Origin of the sequence: Streptomyces sp. CB02009 (assembly GCF_001905825.1) — a bacterium.
Taxonomy (GTDB): Bacteria; Actinomycetota; Actinomycetes; order Streptomycetales; family Streptomycetaceae; genus Streptomyces.
Genome location: NZ_LIVV01000005.1, coordinates 457,340 through 474,851, shown reverse-complemented (window position 1 = coordinate 474,851; position 17,512 = coordinate 457,340). Strand labels below are relative to the sequence as shown.

Here is a 17,512-nt window from a genome sequence, read left to right as displayed (position 1 = left end):
GTACCGATGAGGCCACGAGTGGCGTACGGGACGCCTGGTGAGGGCCGTCGCGAGGGCGCCGCGAAACGGATTTGGGTGATGGGCCGGGGACCGTGTAATGTCTTCCTCGCTCGCCCCAATAGCTCAGTCGGTAGAGCGTCTCCATGGTAAGGAGAAGGTCTACGGTTCGATTCCGTATTGGGGCTCTGGTGAGAAGGACCCGTCTTCGGACGGGATCCGGATCATCAAAGCGGTGTAGCTCAGTCGGTAGAGCAAGCGGCTCATAATCGCTGTGTCACCGGTTCAAGTCCGGTCACCGCTACACACGGTAGCCGATTGTGGGGTCGGTCCTTCGATCGGCTACTCTTTTATGCGTTCATCCGTCCCATCCGTCCAAGGAGCACTCACGTGGCTGCCACCGACGTCCGCCCGAAGATCACGCTGGCCTGCGTGGAGTGCAAGGAGCGGAACTACATCACCAAGAAGAACCGGCGTAACAACCCGGACCGTCTTGAGATGAAGAAGCACTGCCCCCGCTGCAACTCGCACACTGCACACCGCGAGACGCGCTAATCAGGCTCGTACACGAGGCCGTCCCCACTCGGGGGCGGCCTCGTGTCGTTTGTCGGCAACAAATCCAGGAGGTATCGAGTCCATGGCGCTCGACCAGTCCTTCGTGGGCCGGACCTATCCGCCCACCCCGGCCTACGAGGTCGGCCGCGAGAAGATCCGCGAGTTCGCCGAGGCGATCGGGGACGTGAATCCCGCCTACGTCGACCAGGAAGCGGCCAAGGAACTCGGGCACCCCGATGTGATCGCTCCGCCGACGTTCGTGTTCGCCATCACGTTCAAGGCGGCCGGCGCGGTCATCGAGGACCCCCAGCTGGGCCTCGACTACAGCCGGGTCGTCCACGGCGACCAGAAGTTCGCCTACACGCGGCCCGTGCGCGCCGGTGACCGGCTGTCCGTCACCTCCACCATCGAGGCGATCAAGTCGATGGCGGGCAACGACATCCTGGACATCCGCGGCGAGGTCCACGACGAGTCCGGCGAGCACGTCGTGACCGCCTGGACGAAGCTCGTCTCCCGCGCACCCGAGGGGGCCTGACCATGACCGCGAAGATCGCCTACGACGAGGTCGAGGTCGGCACCGAGCTGCCCGCGCAGACCTTTCCCGTGAGTCGCGCCACACTCGTCCGGTACGCCGGCGCCTCCGGGGACTTCAACCCCATCCACTGGAACGAGAAGTTCGCGGTGGAGGTCGGCCTCCCCGACGTCATCGCCCACGGCATGTTCACCATGGCCGAGGCGATCCGCGTCGTCACCGACTGGGCCGGCGACCCGGCCGCCGTCGTCGAGTACGGCGTCCGCTTCACCAAGCCCGTGGTCGTCCCCAACGACGACACCGGTGCGCTGATCGAGGTCAGCGCCAAGGTCGCCGCGAAGCTGGACGACCAGCAGGTGCGGGTCGACCTGACCGCGATGTGCGCGGGCCAGAAGGTCCTGGGCATGTCCCGGGCCGTGGTCCGGCTCGCGTAGCCGCCCGGATCGATCGCAGGGCAGAGCAAGGCAGGGCAGAGCAAGGCAGGCCAGAGGTGGGCGGCCGCGGAGAGCGGCCGCCCGCCTTTTCGCTCGCCCACCCCCTCCGCTCTTCGCGCGCCGGGGCTTTCCGCTTGCCAAGTTAGTGAGTGAGCACTAACTTGGTTCGCATGGTCAGGATGAGTGCGGAGGAGCGGCGCGAGAGCGTCATTCGCGCGGCGATGAGCGAGTTCAGCCGCGGCGGGTACTACGGCACGTCCACCGAGGCGATCGCCAAGCGCGTCGGCGTCTCGCAGCCGTATCTCTTCCGGTTGTTCCCCGGCAAGAAGGCAATCTTCCTGGCCGCCTCCGAGCGCTGCATCAGCGACACGATCCGGGTCTTCGAGGAGGCCTCGAAGGGGCTGACCGGCCAGGAGGCCCTCCATGCCATGGCCACCGCGTACACCCGGATCATCACCGAGGACCCCGACCGGCTCCTCCTGCAGATGCAGGTGTACGTGACCGTCGCCGCCGCCGAGGCGGCCGGCGACCACGAGTTCGGCGAGGCCGTACGGGCCGGCTGGACGACTCTCTGGGAGACCGTCCACCTCGCGCTCGGCGCCGACGCCGACGAGACCACGACCTTCCTGGCGTACGGGATGCTCATCAACACCCTCGTCGCCATGGGCTTCCCGCCCGAGCACCGGGTCTGGGAGGGGTTCTACCCCTCCGTCCGGCGCCCCGGCGGCACCGAGGAGTAGCGCGGGGGCCCGCCTTCGGGCGTCCGCCCGCACGTCCCGCTCCCTCATGGGCGCGAAAGTTAGTCAGCAATAACTAACCTGATATCCGAGGGGCAGTAATGAACCAGCCAGCAGCCCGCCGCGGTTCCACCGCCTGGGCACTCGTCATCACCAGCGCCGCAGGCTTCATGGCGGCCCTCGACAACCTCGTCGTCACCACCGCCCTCCCCTCGATCCGCGAGGACCTCGGCGGAGCGCTGCACGACCTCGAATGGACGGTGAGCGCGTACACCCTCACCTTCGCCGTGCTCCTCATGTTCGGCGCCGCCCTCGGCGACCGCTTCGGCCGTCGCCGTCTCTTCATCGTCGGACTCACCGTCTTCACCGGCGCCTCCGCCGCGGCCGCCCTCGCCCCCGGCATCGACGCGCTGATCGCCGCCCGCGCCCTCCAGGGCGTCGGCGCCGCGATCATGATGCCGCTCACGCTCACCCTGCTCACCGCGGCCGTCCCGGCCGCCAAGCGCGGCACCGCCTTCGGCATCTGGGGCGCCGTCCAGGGACTCGCCGTCGCCTCCGGCCCCCTCATCGGCGGCGTCCTCACCGAGCACCTCTCCTGGCAGTGGATCTTCTGGCTGAACGTCCCGCTCGGCCTCGCCCTGCTGCCGCTCGCCCGGCTGCGCCTCGCCGAGTCGTACGGCACCGGTGCCCGCCTCGACATCACCGGCACGCTCCTCGCCAGCGGCGGCCTCTTCGGCATCGTGTACGCGCTGATCCGCGGCCCGATCGACGGCTGGACCTCCGCGACCGTCCTCACCGGACTCATCGCCGGCGCCGCGCTCATCGGCGGGTTCGTCCACCACGGCATACGCGCCAAGGCGCCGATGCTGCCCATGCGGCTCTTCCGCAACCGCGCCTTCTCCGGGATCAACGCGGCCAGCCTGCTGATGTTCCTCGGCATGTTCGGCTCGATCTTCCTGCTCAGCCAGTACATGCAGGGCGTCCTCGGCTACTCGCCCACCGAGGCCGGGCTGCGGATGCTGCCCTGGACCGGAATGCCCATGATCGTCGCACCGCTCGCCGGCGCCCTCTCCGACCGCGTCGGCGGCCGCCCGGTCGTCGCCGCCGGCCTCACCCTCCAGGCGATCGGCCTCGCCTGGTTCGCCCTCGTCCTGACCCCCGACGCCTCGTACACCGCCCAGCTCCCCGCCCTCGTCGTGAGCGGCATCGGCATGGCCCTGTACTTCGCACCGGCGGCCAACCTCGTGATGTCCAGCGTCCGGCCCTCCGAGCAGGGCATCGCCTCCGGCGCCAACAACGCGCTGCGCGAGGTCGGCGGCGCGCTCGGCGTCGCCGTGATGGCCTCGATCTTCGCCGCCCAGGGCGGCTACGCGTCCGGCCAGGACTTCGTCGACGGCCTGCTGCCCGCGCTGTGGGTCGGCGCCGGAGCGGTGGCCCTCGGCGCGGTCGCGGTGCTGTTCGCCCCGTCCCGGCGCCAGGAGGCCCGGCGGAAGGCGGAGGCGGCCGCAGAGGCGGAGGCCGGCGAGAAGGACCTCGTCGGCGTGTGAGCGGGCCCCCGCGCCCCGCGCGAGCGGGCCCCGCGGCCTCCCCGCCGGGAGACAGAACCTCTCCGGGCGGGGACTGCCCCGTCCCCGCCCCGTGCGAGCGGGCCCCCGCGCCGTCCCGGCCGGGAGACGAGACGTCTCCCGGCCGGGACGGCCCCGTACTCTTGAGCCCGTGCAGCCTCTTCTCGACGCCCCCCTCGCGCCCCTGACCACCTTCCGGCTCGGCGGCCCCGCGGCCCGGCTCGTCACCGCCACCACGGACGACGAGGTGGTCGCGGCCGTGCGCGAGGCCGACGCCGCGGGGACGCCCCTGCTGGTCATCGGCGGCGGGTCCAACCTCGTCATCGGCGACAAGGGCTTCGACGGCACCGCCCTGCGGATCGCGACCGAGGGCTTCACCCTCGACGGAACGAGGCTGGAACTCGCCGCCGGAGAGGTCTGGACGGACGCCGTCGCCCGCACCGTCGAGGCCGGACTCGCCGGCATCGAGTGCCTGGCCGGCATCCCCGGCTCGGCCGGCGCGACCCCGATCCAGAACGTCGGCGCGTACGGGCAGGACGTCTCCGCCACCGTGACCGAGGTCGTCGCCTACGACCGGCGCGCCGAGGAGACCGTCACCCTCACCAACGCCGAGTGCGCCTTCTCGTACCGCCACAGCCTCTTCAAGGAGCACCCCGAGCGGTACGTGGTGCTCCGGGTCCGCTTCGAGCTGGAGGACGCCGGCGGGCTGTCCGCGCCGGTCAAGTACGCCGAGACCGCCCGCGCCCTCGGCGTCGGGGCGGGCGACCGGGTGCCGCTCGCCCAGGCCCGCGAGACCGTCCTGCGGCTGCGCGCCGGCAAGGGCATGGTCCTGGACCCCGCGGACCACGACACCTGGTCCGCCGGATCCTTCTTCACCAACCCGATCCTCACGGCGGAGGAGTACGAGACCTTCCTCACGCGCGTGGCCGGGCGCCTCGGCGCGGACGTCACCCCGCCGGCCTTCCCCGCGGGCGAGGACGGTGCCGTGAAGACCTCCGCCGCCTGGCTGATCGACCGGGCCGGGTTCACCAAGGGGTACGGCTCCGGGCCCGCGCGCATCTCCACCAAGCACACGCTCGCGCTGACCAACCGGGGCGAGGCGACCACCGAGGACCTGCTCGCGCTGGCCCGTGAGGTCGTCGCCGGGGTCCACGAGGCGTTCGGCGTCACGCTGGTCAACGAGCCCGTGACGGTCGGCGTCAGCCTGTAAAGCCCCAGAGCCCCAGAGCCCTAAAGCGCTTGTGCGGGACCCGCGCGGGTCCGCAGTCTTTCCGGATGCGTCTCAAGGCCCGGGAGTACCGGATCCGCGCGGGGGAGCGCGAGCACCGGATCGTCCGGCCGTGGCCCCCGCTGCGGCACACCACGCTCAACTCGCCCCTCCACGACCGCTGGGGCTACCTCGTCGGCGACCACGACGGCCTCGCCCGGCTCGCCGGGCTCTTCTCCTTCGCCGCGTTCTCCCGGCACACGCTCGTCCACGTCCCGCTGCGCGACAGCCTGCCGCGCGACTACGCGCCGGGCACCCCCGTCGACCTCGTCCTGGCCCACCGGGACACCGGCGGCCTGCGCCCCTCCGCCTGGCCCGCGCTGCGCGGCCGGCTCCGCGACGGGCGGCCGCTGACCCTCCGTACCGACGAGCGGCGCACCGCCGACCGCGCCGCCGCCTGGGAGGCGGCCCCCGAGCGGGTCGCCGGACGGCTCAGGGCCGCCGTGCACGCCCGCACGCTCTTCCTCCTCGGCGACCGGGACGTGTTCTGCGCCGCCGCGGGGGAGCTCTCCCTCGCGGCCGGGCACGGGCCGCTGCACGAGCGGGCCCCGGCGGGCCACGACGTCCTGCTCGCCTCGCTGACCCCGTTCCTGGAGCAGCCCGCGCACGGCTGGGACCGCACCGAGGTGGACATCGGCTTCCAGGCCCGGCCCCCGCTGCACCGCTTCACCCCACCGGGGCGGCCAGCCAGTCGTCGATCCCGGCCAGCAGCTTCTCCCTGATGTCCTCCGGCGCCGCCGAGCCGCGGACCGACTGCCGGGCCAGTTCCGCCAGTTCGGGGTCCGTGAAGCCGTGGTGCCTGCGGGCGATCTCGTACTGCGCCGCCAGGCGGGAGCCGAAGAGCAGCGGGTCGTCCGCGCCGAGGGCCATCGGCACCCCCGCGTCGAAGAGCGTCCGCAGCGGGACGTCCTCGTGCTTCTCGTACACCCCGAGGGCCACGTTGGACGCCGGGCAGACCTCGCAGGTCACCCCGCGCTCCGCGAGCTTGCGCAGCAGCCGCGGGTCCTCGGCCGAACGGACTCCGTGGCCGACCCGGGAGGCCCGCAGGTCGTCCAGGCAGTCCCGTACCGACGCCGGACCCGTCAGCTCGCCGCCGTGCGGGGCCGCGAGCAGGCCGCCCTCGCGCGCGATGGCGAAGGCCCGGTCGAAGTCCCGCGCCAGGCCGCGCCGCTCGTCGTTGGAGAGTCCGAAGCCGACCACGCCCCGGTCCGCGAAGCGCACCGCGAGCCGGGCGAGCGTGCGCGCCTCCAGGGGGTGTTTCATCCGGTTCGCCGCGACGAGCACCCGCATCCCGAGCCCGGTCTCCCGCGAGGCCGCGTCGACCGCGTCGAGGATGATCTCCAGGGCGGGGATGAGCCCGCCGAGGTGCGGGGCGTACGAGGTGGGGTCGACCTGGATCTCCAGCCAGCCCGAGCCGTCCCGGACGTCCTCCTGGGCCGCCTCGCGGACCAGGCGCTGGATGTCCTCGGGGGCGCGCAGGCAGGAGCGGGCGATGTCGTACAGCCGCTGGAAGCGGAACCAGCCGCGCTCGTCGGTCGCCCGCAGCTTCGGAGGCGTACCACTGCTCAGCGCCTCGGGAAGGTGCACGCCGTACTTGTCGGCCAGCTCGATCAGGGTGGAGGGCCGCATCGAACCGGTGAAGTGCAGGTGCAGATGGGCCTTGGGCAGCTGGGTGAGATCGCGGTAAACGTGCTCCATTGGCTGATCCTGCCGCACCCGAATGGACGACGACACCCCGTTTCCCCGATCGGGACCTTGCTAGAACGCAAAAACGGGCCCCCGGCTCCGAAGAACCGGGGGCCCGCGAGGAGTGCGATCAGTCCGTCGCCTCGGCGAGGAGCTTCTGCAGCCGGGACACGCCCTCCACCAGGTCCTCGTCGCCCAGCGCGTAGGACAGGCGCAGGTAGCCCGGCGTGCCGAAGGCCTCGCCCGGGACGACCGCGACCTCGGCCTCGTCCAGGATCAGGGCGGCCAGCTCGACGGAGGTCTGCGGGCGCTTGCCGCGGATCTCCTTGCCGAGCAGGGCCTTCACCGAGGGGTACGCGTAGAACGCGCCCTCCGGCGTCGGGCAGTACACCCCCTCGATCTCGTTGAGCATCCGCACGATCGTCTGGCGGCGGCGGTCGAAGGCGGTCCGCATCTCCGCGACGGCGTCCAGGTCGCCCGAGACGGCGGCGAGGGCGGCGATCTGCGCCACGTTGCTCACGTTGGACGTGGCGTGCGACTGCAGGTTCGTCGCGGCCTTGACGACGTCCTTCGGGCCCACGATCCAGCCGACGCGCCAGCCCGTCATGGCGTACGTCTTCGCGACACCGTTGACCACGATGCACTTGTCGCGCAGCTCGGGGACGATCGCCGGCAGCGAGGTGAACTTCGCGTCGCCGTAGACGAGGTGCTCGTAGATCTCGTCGGTGAGGACCCACAGGCCGTGCTCGACGGCCCAGCGGCCGATCGCCTCGGCGTCGGCCTCGGAGTACACGGCGCCGGTCGGGTTGGACGGCGAGACGAAGAGGACGACCTTGGTCCGCTCCGTACGGGCCGCCTCGAGCTGCTCCACCGAGACCCGGTAGCCGGTGGTCTCGTCGGCCACGACGTCCACCGGGACACCGCCCGCGAGGCGGATCGACTCGGGGTACGTCGTCCAGTACGGCGCCGGGACGATGACCTCGTCGCCCGGGTCGAGGATCGCGGCGAAGGCCTCGTAGATCGCCTGCTTGCCGCCGTTGGTCACCAGGACCTGGGAGGCGTCGACCTCGTAGCCGGAGTCGCGCAGCGTCTTGGCGGCGATGGCGGCCTTCAGCTCCGGCAGACCGCCGGCCGGCGTGTAGCGGTGGTACTTCGGGTTCTTGCAGGCCTCGACGGCCGCGTCGACGATGTAGTCCGGGGTCGGGAAGTCGGGCTCACCCGCGCCGAAACCGATCACCGGGCGCCCGGCGGCCTTGAGGGCCTTGGCCTTGGCGTCGACGGCGAGGGTGGCGGACTCGGAGATCGCACCGATCCGGGCGGAGACCCGACGCTCGGTGGGAGGGGTAGCAGCGCTCATACGGCCCATCGTCCCAGACCTCATCAAGGCCCGGCACACAGGTTTCACGGACCGGACAGGAACGGTCATTCCCGGTCGTACGCGCGTCCGACGGCAGGTCGCTCGTGGTTTCTGTTCGACGCGGGGGCCCCTGACCACGTATGCTCACTCCTCGTTGGCCCGCACCGACCACATCTCACGATGCGGTACGTTGAGGGACACCAACAAAGGGTCGTAGCTCAATTGGTAGAGCACCGGTCTCCAAAACCGGCGGTTGGGGGTTCAAGTCCCTCCGGCCCTGCTACACACACCGCCAGGTGTTGTGCGCATGTACGTACTTCATTGCACCGCCGTGCGGCTCCACCCGGGCGCGGCACGGCCGACCCGGAATCAGGTGAGAGATCGTGACGGACGCCGTAGGCTCCATCGACATGCCTGATGCCGATGACGAGGCCTCCGAGTCGAAGAAGAAGTCCCGCAAGGGCGGCAAGCGCGGAAAGAAGGGCCCTCTGGGCCGTCTCGCGCTCTTCTACCGACAGATCGTCGCCGAGCTCCGCAAGGTCGTCTGGCCCACGCGCAGCCAGCTTTCGACGTACACCACCGTGGTGATTGTCTTCGTCGTCATCATGATCGGCCTTGTCACCGTGATTGACTATGGCTTCCAGGAAGCAGTCAAGTACGTCTTCGGCTGACTTTTTGTTCCACCCCATCTGTATCGCAGGAAGAAGCAGCCACCGTGTCTGACGCGAACCTGAACGACGCCTTCGAGTCCGAGTCCGTCGAGGACGAGCTGGACATCGTCGAGGCCGCCGACGAGGACCAGGCAGACGCTGCTGACGACGTTGCCGGCGAGGCCGCCGAGGACGCCGCTCTCGAGGTCGAGGACCAGGACGAGGCCGACGAGGCTGAGGCCGACGAGGACGCCGAGGCCGAGGCTGACGAGGACGACGAGTCCGTCGCCGACGAGGTCGAGGACGCCGAGGAGGAGGCCGAGCCGGCCGCCCCGGTCGACCCGGTCGCCGCGCTCCGCGAGGAGCTGCGCACCCTGCCCGGCGAGTGGTACGTCATCCACACCTACGCGGGCTACGAGAAGCGCGTGAAGGCCAACCTCGAGCAGCGTGCCGTCTCGCTCAACGTCGAGGACTTCATCTACCAGGCCGAGGTCCCCGAGGAAGAGATCGTCCAGATCAAGGGCGGCGAGCGGAAGAACGTCAAGCAGAACAAGCTTCCCGGCTACGTTCTCGTCCGCATGGACCTGACGAACGAGTCCTGGGGCGTCGTCCGCAACACCCCCGGCGTCACCGGCTTCGTGGGCAACGCCTACGACCCGTACCCGCTGACCCTGGACGAGATCGTCAAGATGCTCGCCCCGGAGGCCGAGGAGAAGGCCGCCCGCGAGGCCGCCGAGGCCGAGGGCAAGCCGGCTCCGGCCCGCAAGCTGGAGGTCCAGGTGCTGGACTTCGAGGTCGGCGACTCGGTCACCGTCACCGACGGCCCCTTCGCCACCCTCCAGGCGACCATCAACGAGATCAACCCCGACTCGAAGAAGGTCAAGGGCCTCGTCGAGATCTTCGGTCGCGAGACCCCGGTCGAGCTCAGCTTCGACCAGATCCAGAAGAACTGATCTCACAAGTTTCCGACCAGGTCAGAGCGGCTCTCGCAGCTGCTCTGACCTGCTCGGTTTTTGGCCGCGCGTCTATACCCGTTATCGTTGTGCGGTATGCCTGCATCCGGATGACCGGATGGCGGGCTGAACACTCTCACTAGGACCCGGAGAGAGCAATGCCTCCCAAGAAGAAGAAGGTCACGGGGCTTATCAAGCTCCAGATCAACGCTGGTGCGGCCAACCCGGCCCCGCCGGTCGGTCCCGCGCTGGGCCAGCACGGCGTCAACATCATGGAGTTCTGCAAGGCCTACAACGCCGCGACCGAGTCGCAGCGTGGCATGGTCGTGCCGGTGGAGATCACGGTCTACGAAGACCGCACCTTCACCTTCATCACCAAGACTCCGCCGGCCGCCAAGCTGATCCTCAAGGCCGCTGGTGTGGACAAGGGCTCCGGCGAGCCCCACAAGACCAAGGTCGCCAAGCTCACGGCTGCCCAGGTCCGCGAGATCGCCACGGTCAAGCTCCCCGACCTGAACGCCAACGACCTGGACGCCGCGTCCAAGATCATCGCTGGCACCGCCCGTTCCATGGGCATCACGGTCGAGGGCTGATCAGCCCCCTCGTGACCTAGTGGTAGGGCCAGCGCCGGCCCGCACCACGACTCCACACCTGAACCAACAGGAGAAGCAGTGAAGCGCAGCAAGACCCTCCGCGCAGCGGACGCCAAGATCGACAGCGAGAAGCTCTACGCTCCTCTCGAGGCCGTCCGTCTCGCCAAGGACACCTCCAGCACCAAGTTCGACGGCACCGTCGAGGTCGCCTTCCGCCTGGGTGTCGACCCGCGCAAGGCCGACCAGATGGTCCGTGGCACCGTGAACCTTCCGCACGGCACCGGCAAGACCGCCCGGGTCCTGGTCTTCGCGACCGGTGACCGTGCCGAGGCCGCGATCGCCGCGGGCGCCGACATCGTCGGCTCCGACGAGCTCATCGACGAGATCTCCAAGGGCAACCGCCTGAACGAGTTCGACGCCGTTGTGGCCACCCCGGACCTCATGGGCAAGGTCGGCCGCCTCGGCCGCGTCCTCGGCCCGCGTGGTCTCATGCCGAACCCCAAGGTCGGCACCGTCACCCCCGATGTCGCCAAGGCTGTCAACGACATCAAGGGCGGCAAGATCGAGTTCCGCGTCGACAAGCACTCGAACCTGCACTTCATCATCGGCAAGGTCTCCTTCGATGACACGAAGCTGGTCGAGAACTACGCCGCGGCCCTGGACGAGATCCTCCGTCTGAAGCCGTCCGCCGCGAAGGGTCGCTACATCAAGAAGGCGACCATCACGACGACGATGGGCCCCGGCATCCCGCTGGACTCGAACCGCACCCGCAACCTCCTCGTCGAGGAGGACCCGGCCGCGGTCTGAGCCCTTCAGGCTCACTGAGTGGTCAGCCGGCCCCGCACCTCCTCGGAGGTGCGGGGCCGGCTTCTTGTTACGGTGCGAGGGACCGCAGCAGGCTGCCCAAGGGGTGGGGGAACAGATGAACATGTCCGCATGGAAGCGCGCGGGTGTCGCCGTGACGGCCGTGGCCGTCGTCACCGGAGTCGCGGGGTGTCAGGACGGGGACGGGAAGGCCGCGGGCGCCGACAAGGCGCAGACGCAGAGCCTCGGTGACATCACCAAGGTGATCCGGACCGCGTACGAGAAGACCTCGGCCGCCAAGTCCGCGAAGATCCGGATGACGATGGAGCTGCCCGCCGGTCTGGAGGGCGGTGGCGGCACCATGGAGATGACCGGCGTCCAGGGCTGGGACCCGACCGTCATGGACATCACCGTCAAGGGCTCGATGCTGGGCGCGGCCAACGGCGGCGGCCCCGACAAGATGCGCATGATCATGCTCGGCAACGTCATGTACATGGACATGGGTGCCGAGCAGGCCGCTCAGATGGACGGCAAGCGCTGGATGAAGCTGGACATGCAGGCCGCGGCGGAGGCCTCCGGCGACAAGGCCCTGTCGAAGTCGATGACCGGCGGCCTGGAGAACATGAACCAGGACCCGGCCAAGCAGCTCGCCCTGCTGCTCGACTCGCCCAACCTCAAGCACCTCGGTGCCGAGAAGGTCGAAGGCGCCGAGACCCAGCACTACAAGGGCACGCTGACCCTGGAGCAGATGGTCGCCACCAACAAGTCCCTGGACGTGCTGTCCGAGAAGGACCGGGCGGCCCTGGTCGAGAGCGTCAAGAAGGCCGGCATCACGGCGTACGACACCGAGGTCTGGGTCCGTGAGGACGGCTACCCGGCCCGGATGGACATCGGCATGAAGTCGGCGCAGGGGACCGTGACGATGGGGATGTACTTCTCCGACTACGGCTCCAAGGCCACCGTCCAGGCCCCGCCGGCCAAGGACACCGTCGACCTCTTCGAGATGCTGAAGGGCCTCGGCGCGGGCGGCGGCAAGGCCTGACGCACGTCGGGCGTCCGGGGGCGGTCAGGCCTGATTTGCCCCCGGGCGTGTCGGTCACGTACTCTTCCGAGGAAGCCAAAGACCGCTGGTCGTCACTGTGCCGTCAAGGTGCGGTGGCCGAAGGATTCGCTGCGATGCGAACGACCCGCGCAGGTGATTGTGGATGAGTTCCCGGATCCTCGTGATGCGGTTGAGCTGAGCCCCGAGCGCCTGCGCCCGGGGCGTTTTTGTTGTGGCAGCGCCTTCTGAGCGGTCCTCATCACCCGGAAGGAGGCCGACGCTCTATGGCAAGGCCCGACAAGGCTGCCGCGGTAGCCGAGCTTGAGGACAAGTTCCGCAGCTCGAACGCCGTCGTGCTGACCTCGTACACGGGGCTCACCGTGGCGCAGCTGAAGACGCTGCGTCGTTCGCTCGGTGAGAACGCCCAGTACGCCGTGGTGAAGAACACGCTGACCAAGATTGCGGCCAACCAGGCCGGCATCTCCGCGCTGGACGACCAGCTTGCTGGTTCGACCGCGGCCGCCTTCGTCACCGGTGACCCGGTGGAGTCGGCGAAGGCTCTGCGTGACTTCGCCAAGGAGAACCCGAACCTCGTCATCAAGGGCGGTGTCCTTGATGGTAAGGCGCTGTCCGCCGACGAGTTCAAGAAGCTCGCGGACCTCGAGTCCCGCGAGGTTCTGCTCAGCAAGCTGGCCGGCGCGTTCAAGGGCAAGCAGTCGCAGACTGCCTCGCTCCTCCAGGCGCTGCCGTCGAAGTTCGTCCGCACCGCGGAGGCGCTTCGCGTCAAGCTCGCCGAGCAGGGCGGTGCCGAGTAATTCGGCTCGCGTCATGATCTGTGCCGCCTAGGCGCAGGTCGTAGCGGGCCGTAACGCCCGCCTCTCTATACATCCGGCACCTGCCGAATTAGTGGAAGGATCGCCCATCATGGCGAAGCTCTCTCAGGACGACCTCCTCGCCCAGTTCGAGGAGATGACCCTCATCGAGCTCTCCGAGTTCGTGAAGGCCTTCGAGGAGAAGTTCGACGTCACCGCCGCCGCGGCCGTCGCCGTTGCCGGCCCGGGCGCCCCGGTCGCCGGTGCCGAGGCTGTCGAGGAGCAGGACGAGTTCGACGTCATCCTCGAGGGTGCCGGCGACAAGAAGATCCAGGTCATCAAGGTCGTGCGTGAGCTCACCTCCCTGGGCCTCAAGGAGGCCAAGGACCTCGTCGACGGCACCCCGAAGCCGGTCCTCGAGAAGGTCGCGAAGGAGGCCGCCGAGAAGGCTGCCGAGTCCCTCAAGGCCGCCGGCGCCTCCGTCACGGTCAAGTAAGACCGTTTCGAGTCGCTGAAGCTGACTCCTGCCCCCGTGTAACGCGGGGGCATCGAAAGGCGATCACCCTTCTGGGTGGTCGCCTTTCGGCGTTCCCGGGAAGGGCGTGGCGGGGGGCCCGAGGGCCGTCGGCGGCGGAGTATGGTGATCTTCGCCGTGCGCCCCGCAGACCGGGGGGCCTTGACGAACCGCACGCAGCGCGCAATTCTCAGGACGCGTCGTCACAACGATCCGTTTCCGAGGCATGGATCGACGGCTGAACGGGCAGTATCGAGGTGCGCCGCACGGCGCGAGGTACCGCGGAGTTGAGAGCAACGAGGGTCGCGAATTATTCGCCCTGGACATCAGTGAGCCAAGTGGCTACACTGACCCTTTGCGCTGCCTGTTAGCTGCCCCCTGCCCGTCACCAGGGGCATACCTTCGCATCCGCTTCGTGGACCGACCCCGTCTGAGCTGGCCTTTTGGTCGTATCAGGAAAAGTCTGCCGTGAAGCGATGCAGGGGACCGGTACGCGCGTAGTGAGTCCGAGCCCTCGGAAGGACCCCCTCTTGGCCGCCTCGCGCAACGCCTCGACCAATACGAACAACGGCGCAAGCACCGCCCCGCTGCGCATCTCCTTTGCAAAGATCAAGGAGCCCCTCGAGGTTCCGAACCTCCTCGCGCTGCAGACCGAGAGCTTTGACTGGCTGCTCGGCAACGCCGCCTGGAAGGCTCGCGTCGAGGCTGCCCTTGAGTCGGGACAGGACGTCCCCAGGAAGTCCGGTCTGGAAGAGATCTTCGAGGAGATCTCTCCGATCGAGGACTTCTCCGGGTCGATGTCGCTGACCTTCCGCGACCACCGCTTCGAGCCGCCGAAGAACTCGATCGACGAGTGCAAGGACCGTGACTTCACGTACGGCGCCCCGCTCTTCGTCACCGCCGAGTTCACCAACAACGAGACCGGCGAGATCAAGTCCCAGACGGTCTTCATGGGCGACTTCCCGCTCATGACGAACAAGGGCACCTTCGTCATCAACGGCACCGAGCGTGTCGTGGTGTCGCAGCTGGTCCGTTCGCCGGGTGTCTACTTCGACTCCTCCATCGACAAGACGTCCGACAAGGACATCTTCTCCGCCAAGATCATCCCGTCCCGGGGTGCCTGGCTGGAGATGGAGATCGACAAGCGCGACCTGGTCGGTGTCCGCATCGACCGCAAGCGCAAGCAGTCCGTCACCGTCCTCCTCAAGGCTCTCGGCTGGACCACCGAGCAGATCCTGCAGGAGTTCGGCGAGTACGAGTCCATGCGCGCCACCCTGGAGAAGGACCACACCCAGGGCCAGGACGACGCGCTGCTCGACATCTACCGCAAGCTGCGTCCGGGCGAGCCGCCGACCCGTGAGGCCGCTCAGACGCTGCTCGAGAACCTCTACTTCAACCCGAAGCGCTACGACCTCGCCAAGGTCGGCCGCTACAAGGTGAACAAGAAGCTCGGCGCCGACGAGCCGCTGGACGCCGGCGTGCTCACCACCGACGACGTCATCGCCACGATCAAGTACCTGGTCAAGCTCCACGCGGGCGAGACCGAGACGATCGGCGAGAACGGCAACGAGATCGTCGTCGAGACCGACGACATCGACCACTTCGGCAACCGTCGTCTGCGCAACGTCGGCGAGCTCATCCAGAACCAGGTCCGCACGGGTCTGGCTCGTATGGAGCGCGTCGTGCGTGAGCGCATGACCACCCAGGACGTCGAGGCGATCACGCCGCAGACCCTGATCAACATCCGGCCGGTCGTCGCCTCCATCAAGGAGTTCTTCGGCACCAGCCAGCTGTCGCAGTTCATGGACCAGAACAACCCGCTGTCGGGTCTGACGCACAAGCGTCGTCTCTCGGCGCTGGGCCCTGGTGGTCTGTCCCGTGAGCGGGCCGGCTTCGAGGTCCGAGACGTGCACCCGTCCCACTACGGACGCATGTGCCCGATCGAGACCCCCGAAGGCCCGAACATCGGTCTGATCGGTTCGCTCGCCTCGTACGGCCGCGTCAACGCGTTCGGCTTCATCGAGACGCCGTACCGCAAGGTCGTCGACGGTCAGGTCACCGACGAGGTCGACTACGTCACCGCCGACGAAGAGGACCGCTTCGTCATCGCGCAGGCCAACGCCGCGCTCAACGACGACCTGCAGTTCACCGAGCCCCGTGTCCTGGTGCGTAAGCGTGGCGGCGAGGTCGACTACGTCGAGCCGTCCGACGTGGACTACATGGACGTCTCGCCGCGCCAGATGGTGTCGGTCGCGACCGCCATGATCCCGTTCCTCGAGCACGACGACGCCAACCGTGCCCTCATGGGCGCGAACATGATGCGTCAGGCGGTGCCGCTGATTAAGTCGGAGGCCCCGCTCGTCGGCACCGGCATGGAGTACCGCTGCGCCACCGACGCCGGCGACGTGCTCAAGGCCGAGAAGGACGGTGTCGTCCAGGAGCTGTCGGCCGACTACGTCACGGTCGCCAACGACGACGGCACGTACATCACGTACCGCCTGCACAAGTTCTCGCGCTCCAACCAGGGCACCTCTGTGAACCAGAAGGTCGTCGTGGACGAGGGCGACCGCGTCATCGAGGGCCAGGTCCTCGCCGACGGTCCCGCCACCGAAGACGGCGAGATGGCGCTCGGCAAGAACCTGCTCGTGGCGTTCATGCCGTGGGAGGGTCACAACTACGAGGACGCGATCATCCTGTCGCAGCGCCTCGTGCAGGACGACGTCCTCTCCTCGATCCACATCGAGGAGCACGAGGTCGACGCCCGTGACACCAAGCTCGGCCCGGAGGAGATCACCCGGGACATCCCGAACGTCTCCGAGGAGGTCCTCGCCGACCTCGACGAGCGCGGCATCATCCGTATCGGTGCCGAGGTCGTCGCCGGCGACATCCTCGTCGGCAAGGTCACGCCCAAGGGCGAGACCGAGCTGACCCCGGAGGAGCGCCTGCTCCGCGCGATCTTCGGTGAGAAGGCCCGTGAGGTCCGTGACACCTCGCTGAAGGTGCCGCACGGCGAGATCGGCAAGATCATCGGCGTCCGCGTCTTCGACCGCGAGGAGGGCGACGAGCTTCCCCCGGGCGTGAACCAGCTGGTCCGCGTCTACGTCGCCCAGAAGCGCAAGATCACCGACGGTGACAAGCTCGCCGGCCGTCACGGCAACAAGGGCGTCATCTCGAAGATCCTGCCGATCGAGGACATGCCGTTCCTGGAGGACGGCACCCCGGTCGACATCATCCTCAACCCGCTGGGTGTCCCGTCCCGAATGAACCCGGGACAGGTCCTGGAGATCCACCTCGGCTGGCTCGCCAGCCGCGGCTGGGACGTCTCCGGCCTCGCGGACGAGTGGGCGCAGCGCCTCCAGGTGATCGGCGCCGACAAGGTCGCCCCCGGCACCAACGTCGCGACCCCGGTCTTCGACGGTGCGCGTGAGGACGAGCTCGCGGGTCTGCTGAACCACACCATCCCGAACCGCGACGGCGAGCGCATGGTGCTCCCGACCGGTAAGGCGAGGCTGTTCGACGGCCGCTCCGGCGAGCCGTTCCCGGACCCGATCTCGGTCGGGTACATGTACATCCTCAAGCTCCACCACCTGGTCGACGACAAGCTCCACGCCCGGTCGACCGGTCCGTACTCGATGATCACCCAGCAGCCGCTGGGTGGTAAGGCCCAGTTCGGTGGCCAGCGCTTCGGTGAGATGGAGGTGTGGGCGCTGGAGGCATACGGCGCCGCGTACGCCCTCCAGGAGCTGCTGACGATCAAGTCCGACGACGTGACCGGCCGCGTGAAGGTCTACGAGGCCATCGTCAAGGGCGAGAACATCCCTGAGCCCGGCATCCCCGAGTCCTTCAAGGTGCTCATCAAGGAGATGCAGTCCCTGTGCCTCAACGTGGAGGTGCTGTCCTCGGACGGCATGTCCATCGAGATGCGCGACACCGACGAGGACGTCTTCCGCGCAGCGGAGGAGCTCGGCATCGACCTGTCCCGGCGCGAGCCGAGCAGCGTCGAAGAGGTCTGAC

At 68.7% G+C, this 17,512-nt stretch carries 17 protein-coding genes and 3 tRNA genes; 18 read left to right on the top strand and 2 right to left on the bottom strand.

Going from position 1 to position 17,512, the window contains the following annotated elements; all coding sequences use genetic code 11:
* Positions 1-112 precede the first annotated feature (112 nt).
* The 9 genes from AMK27_RS21745 to AMK27_RS21705 all read left to right on the top strand — a co-directional run bounded on the left by AMK27_RS21745 (position 113) and on the right by AMK27_RS21705 (position 5,809).
* A tRNA-Thr gene (locus AMK27_RS21745) sits at positions 113-185 on the top strand.
* A 43-nt stretch (positions 186-228) separates the two neighbouring features.
* Positions 229-301 (top strand) — tRNA-Met (locus AMK27_RS21740).
* An 86-nt stretch (positions 302-387) separates the two neighbouring features.
* Complete coding sequence (gene rpmG, locus AMK27_RS21735; RefSeq protein ID WP_003956487.1) at positions 388-552, top strand: 50S ribosomal protein L33; 165 nt, start codon at positions 388-390, stop codon at positions 550-552.
* A gap of 82 nt (positions 553-634) precedes the next feature.
* The gene (locus AMK27_RS21730) at positions 635-1,087 is read left to right on the top strand and encodes a MaoC family dehydratase N-terminal domain-containing protein (protein ID WP_073910800.1); all 453 of its coding nucleotides are present in this window, start codon (positions 635-637) and stop codon (positions 1,085-1,087) included.
* Positions 1,088-1,089: 2 nt separating this feature from the next.
* A complete protein-coding gene (locus tag AMK27_RS21725) occupies positions 1,090-1,518 on the top strand; it encodes a MaoC family dehydratase (RefSeq protein WP_073910796.1) in 429 nt (142 codons plus the stop codon).
* A gap of 170 nt (positions 1,519-1,688) precedes the next feature.
* Positions 1,689-2,258 carry a TetR/AcrR family transcriptional regulator gene (locus AMK27_RS21720; RefSeq protein ID WP_198955917.1) on the top strand — a complete coding sequence of 190 codons (570 nt, stop codon included), beginning with the start codon at positions 1,689-1,691 and terminating at the stop codon, positions 2,256-2,258.
* A 98-nt stretch (positions 2,259-2,356) separates the two neighbouring features.
* On the top strand, positions 2,357-3,802 hold the full coding sequence (locus AMK27_RS21715) for an MFS transporter (RefSeq protein ID WP_073910792.1): 1,446 nt from the start codon (positions 2,357-2,359) through the stop codon (positions 3,800-3,802).
* A 169-nt stretch (positions 3,803-3,971) separates the two neighbouring features.
* Positions 3,972-5,030 carry a UDP-N-acetylmuramate dehydrogenase gene (locus AMK27_RS21710; RefSeq protein WP_198955916.1) on the top strand — a complete coding sequence of 353 codons (1,059 nt, stop codon included), beginning with the start codon at positions 3,972-3,974 and terminating at the stop codon, positions 5,028-5,030.
* Between the two features lie 65 nt (positions 5,031-5,095).
* A complete protein-coding gene (locus tag AMK27_RS21705; RefSeq protein ID WP_073910784.1) occupies positions 5,096-5,809 on the top strand; it encodes a hypothetical protein in 714 nt (237 codons plus the stop codon).
* On the opposite strand, the gene AMK27_RS21700 is transcribed toward AMK27_RS21705, so the two are convergent.
* Together AMK27_RS21700 and AMK27_RS21695 are read right to left on the bottom strand one after the other, a co-directional pair.
* Entirely contained in the window at positions 5,754-6,785 is a 1,032-nt protein-coding gene (locus AMK27_RS21700; RefSeq protein ID WP_198955915.1) for an adenosine deaminase, read from the bottom strand. The genes AMK27_RS21705 and AMK27_RS21700 overlap by 56 nt on opposite strands.
* Positions 6,786-6,903: 118 nt before the next feature.
* Positions 6,904-8,130: a pyridoxal phosphate-dependent aminotransferase gene (locus AMK27_RS21695; RefSeq protein ID WP_073910777.1), complete on the bottom strand. Its 1,227-nt coding sequence runs from the start codon at positions 8,128-8,130 to the stop codon at positions 6,904-6,906.
* Positions 8,131-8,337: 207 nt separating this feature from the next.
* On the opposite strand from AMK27_RS21695, the gene AMK27_RS21690 reads away from it, so the two are divergent.
* The 9 genes from AMK27_RS21690 to rpoB all read left to right on the top strand — a co-directional run bounded on the left by AMK27_RS21690 (position 8,338) and on the right by rpoB (position 17,511).
* Positions 8,338-8,410: transfer RNA gene (locus AMK27_RS21690), tRNA-Trp, on the top strand.
* Between the two features lie 103 nt (positions 8,411-8,513).
* Positions 8,514-8,801, top strand: a complete 288-nt coding sequence (gene secE / locus AMK27_RS21685) for a preprotein translocase subunit SecE (protein WP_030318724.1) — start codon at positions 8,514-8,516, stop codon at positions 8,799-8,801.
* 44 nt (positions 8,802-8,845) lie between these two features.
* Positions 8,846-9,733 carry a transcription termination/antitermination protein NusG gene (nusG, locus tag AMK27_RS21680; protein WP_073910773.1) on the top strand — a complete coding sequence of 296 codons (888 nt, stop codon included), beginning with the start codon at positions 8,846-8,848 and terminating at the stop codon, positions 9,731-9,733.
* Positions 9,734-9,891: 158 nt separating this feature from the next.
* A complete protein-coding gene (gene rplK / locus AMK27_RS21675; protein ID WP_015035536.1) occupies positions 9,892-10,326 on the top strand; it encodes a 50S ribosomal protein L11 in 435 nt (144 codons plus the stop codon).
* Between the two features lie 78 nt (positions 10,327-10,404).
* The gene (gene rplA / locus AMK27_RS21670; RefSeq protein ID WP_030318718.1) at positions 10,405-11,133 is read left to right on the top strand and encodes a 50S ribosomal protein L1; all 729 of its coding nucleotides are present in this window, start codon (positions 10,405-10,407) and stop codon (positions 11,131-11,133) included.
* A gap of 115 nt (positions 11,134-11,248) precedes the next feature.
* Positions 11,249-12,172, top strand: coding sequence for a hypothetical protein (locus AMK27_RS21665; protein ID WP_073910770.1), 924 nt, complete (start codon positions 11,249-11,251; stop codon positions 12,170-12,172).
* Between the two features lie 284 nt (positions 12,173-12,456).
* Positions 12,457-12,987, top strand: a complete 531-nt coding sequence (gene rplJ / locus AMK27_RS21660) for a 50S ribosomal protein L10 (protein ID WP_030318714.1) — start codon at positions 12,457-12,459, stop codon at positions 12,985-12,987.
* A 109-nt stretch (positions 12,988-13,096) separates the two neighbouring features.
* Entirely contained in the window at positions 13,097-13,480 is a 384-nt protein-coding gene (gene rplL / locus AMK27_RS21655) for a 50S ribosomal protein L7/L12 (RefSeq protein WP_073910766.1), read from the top strand.
* Positions 13,481-14,028: 548 nt separating this feature from the next.
* The gene (gene rpoB / locus AMK27_RS21645) at positions 14,029-17,511 is read left to right on the top strand and encodes a DNA-directed RNA polymerase subunit beta (protein ID WP_030318711.1); all 3,483 of its coding nucleotides are present in this window, start codon (positions 14,029-14,031) and stop codon (positions 17,509-17,511) included.
* The last annotated feature ends 1 nt before the right edge of the window (position 17,512 follow it).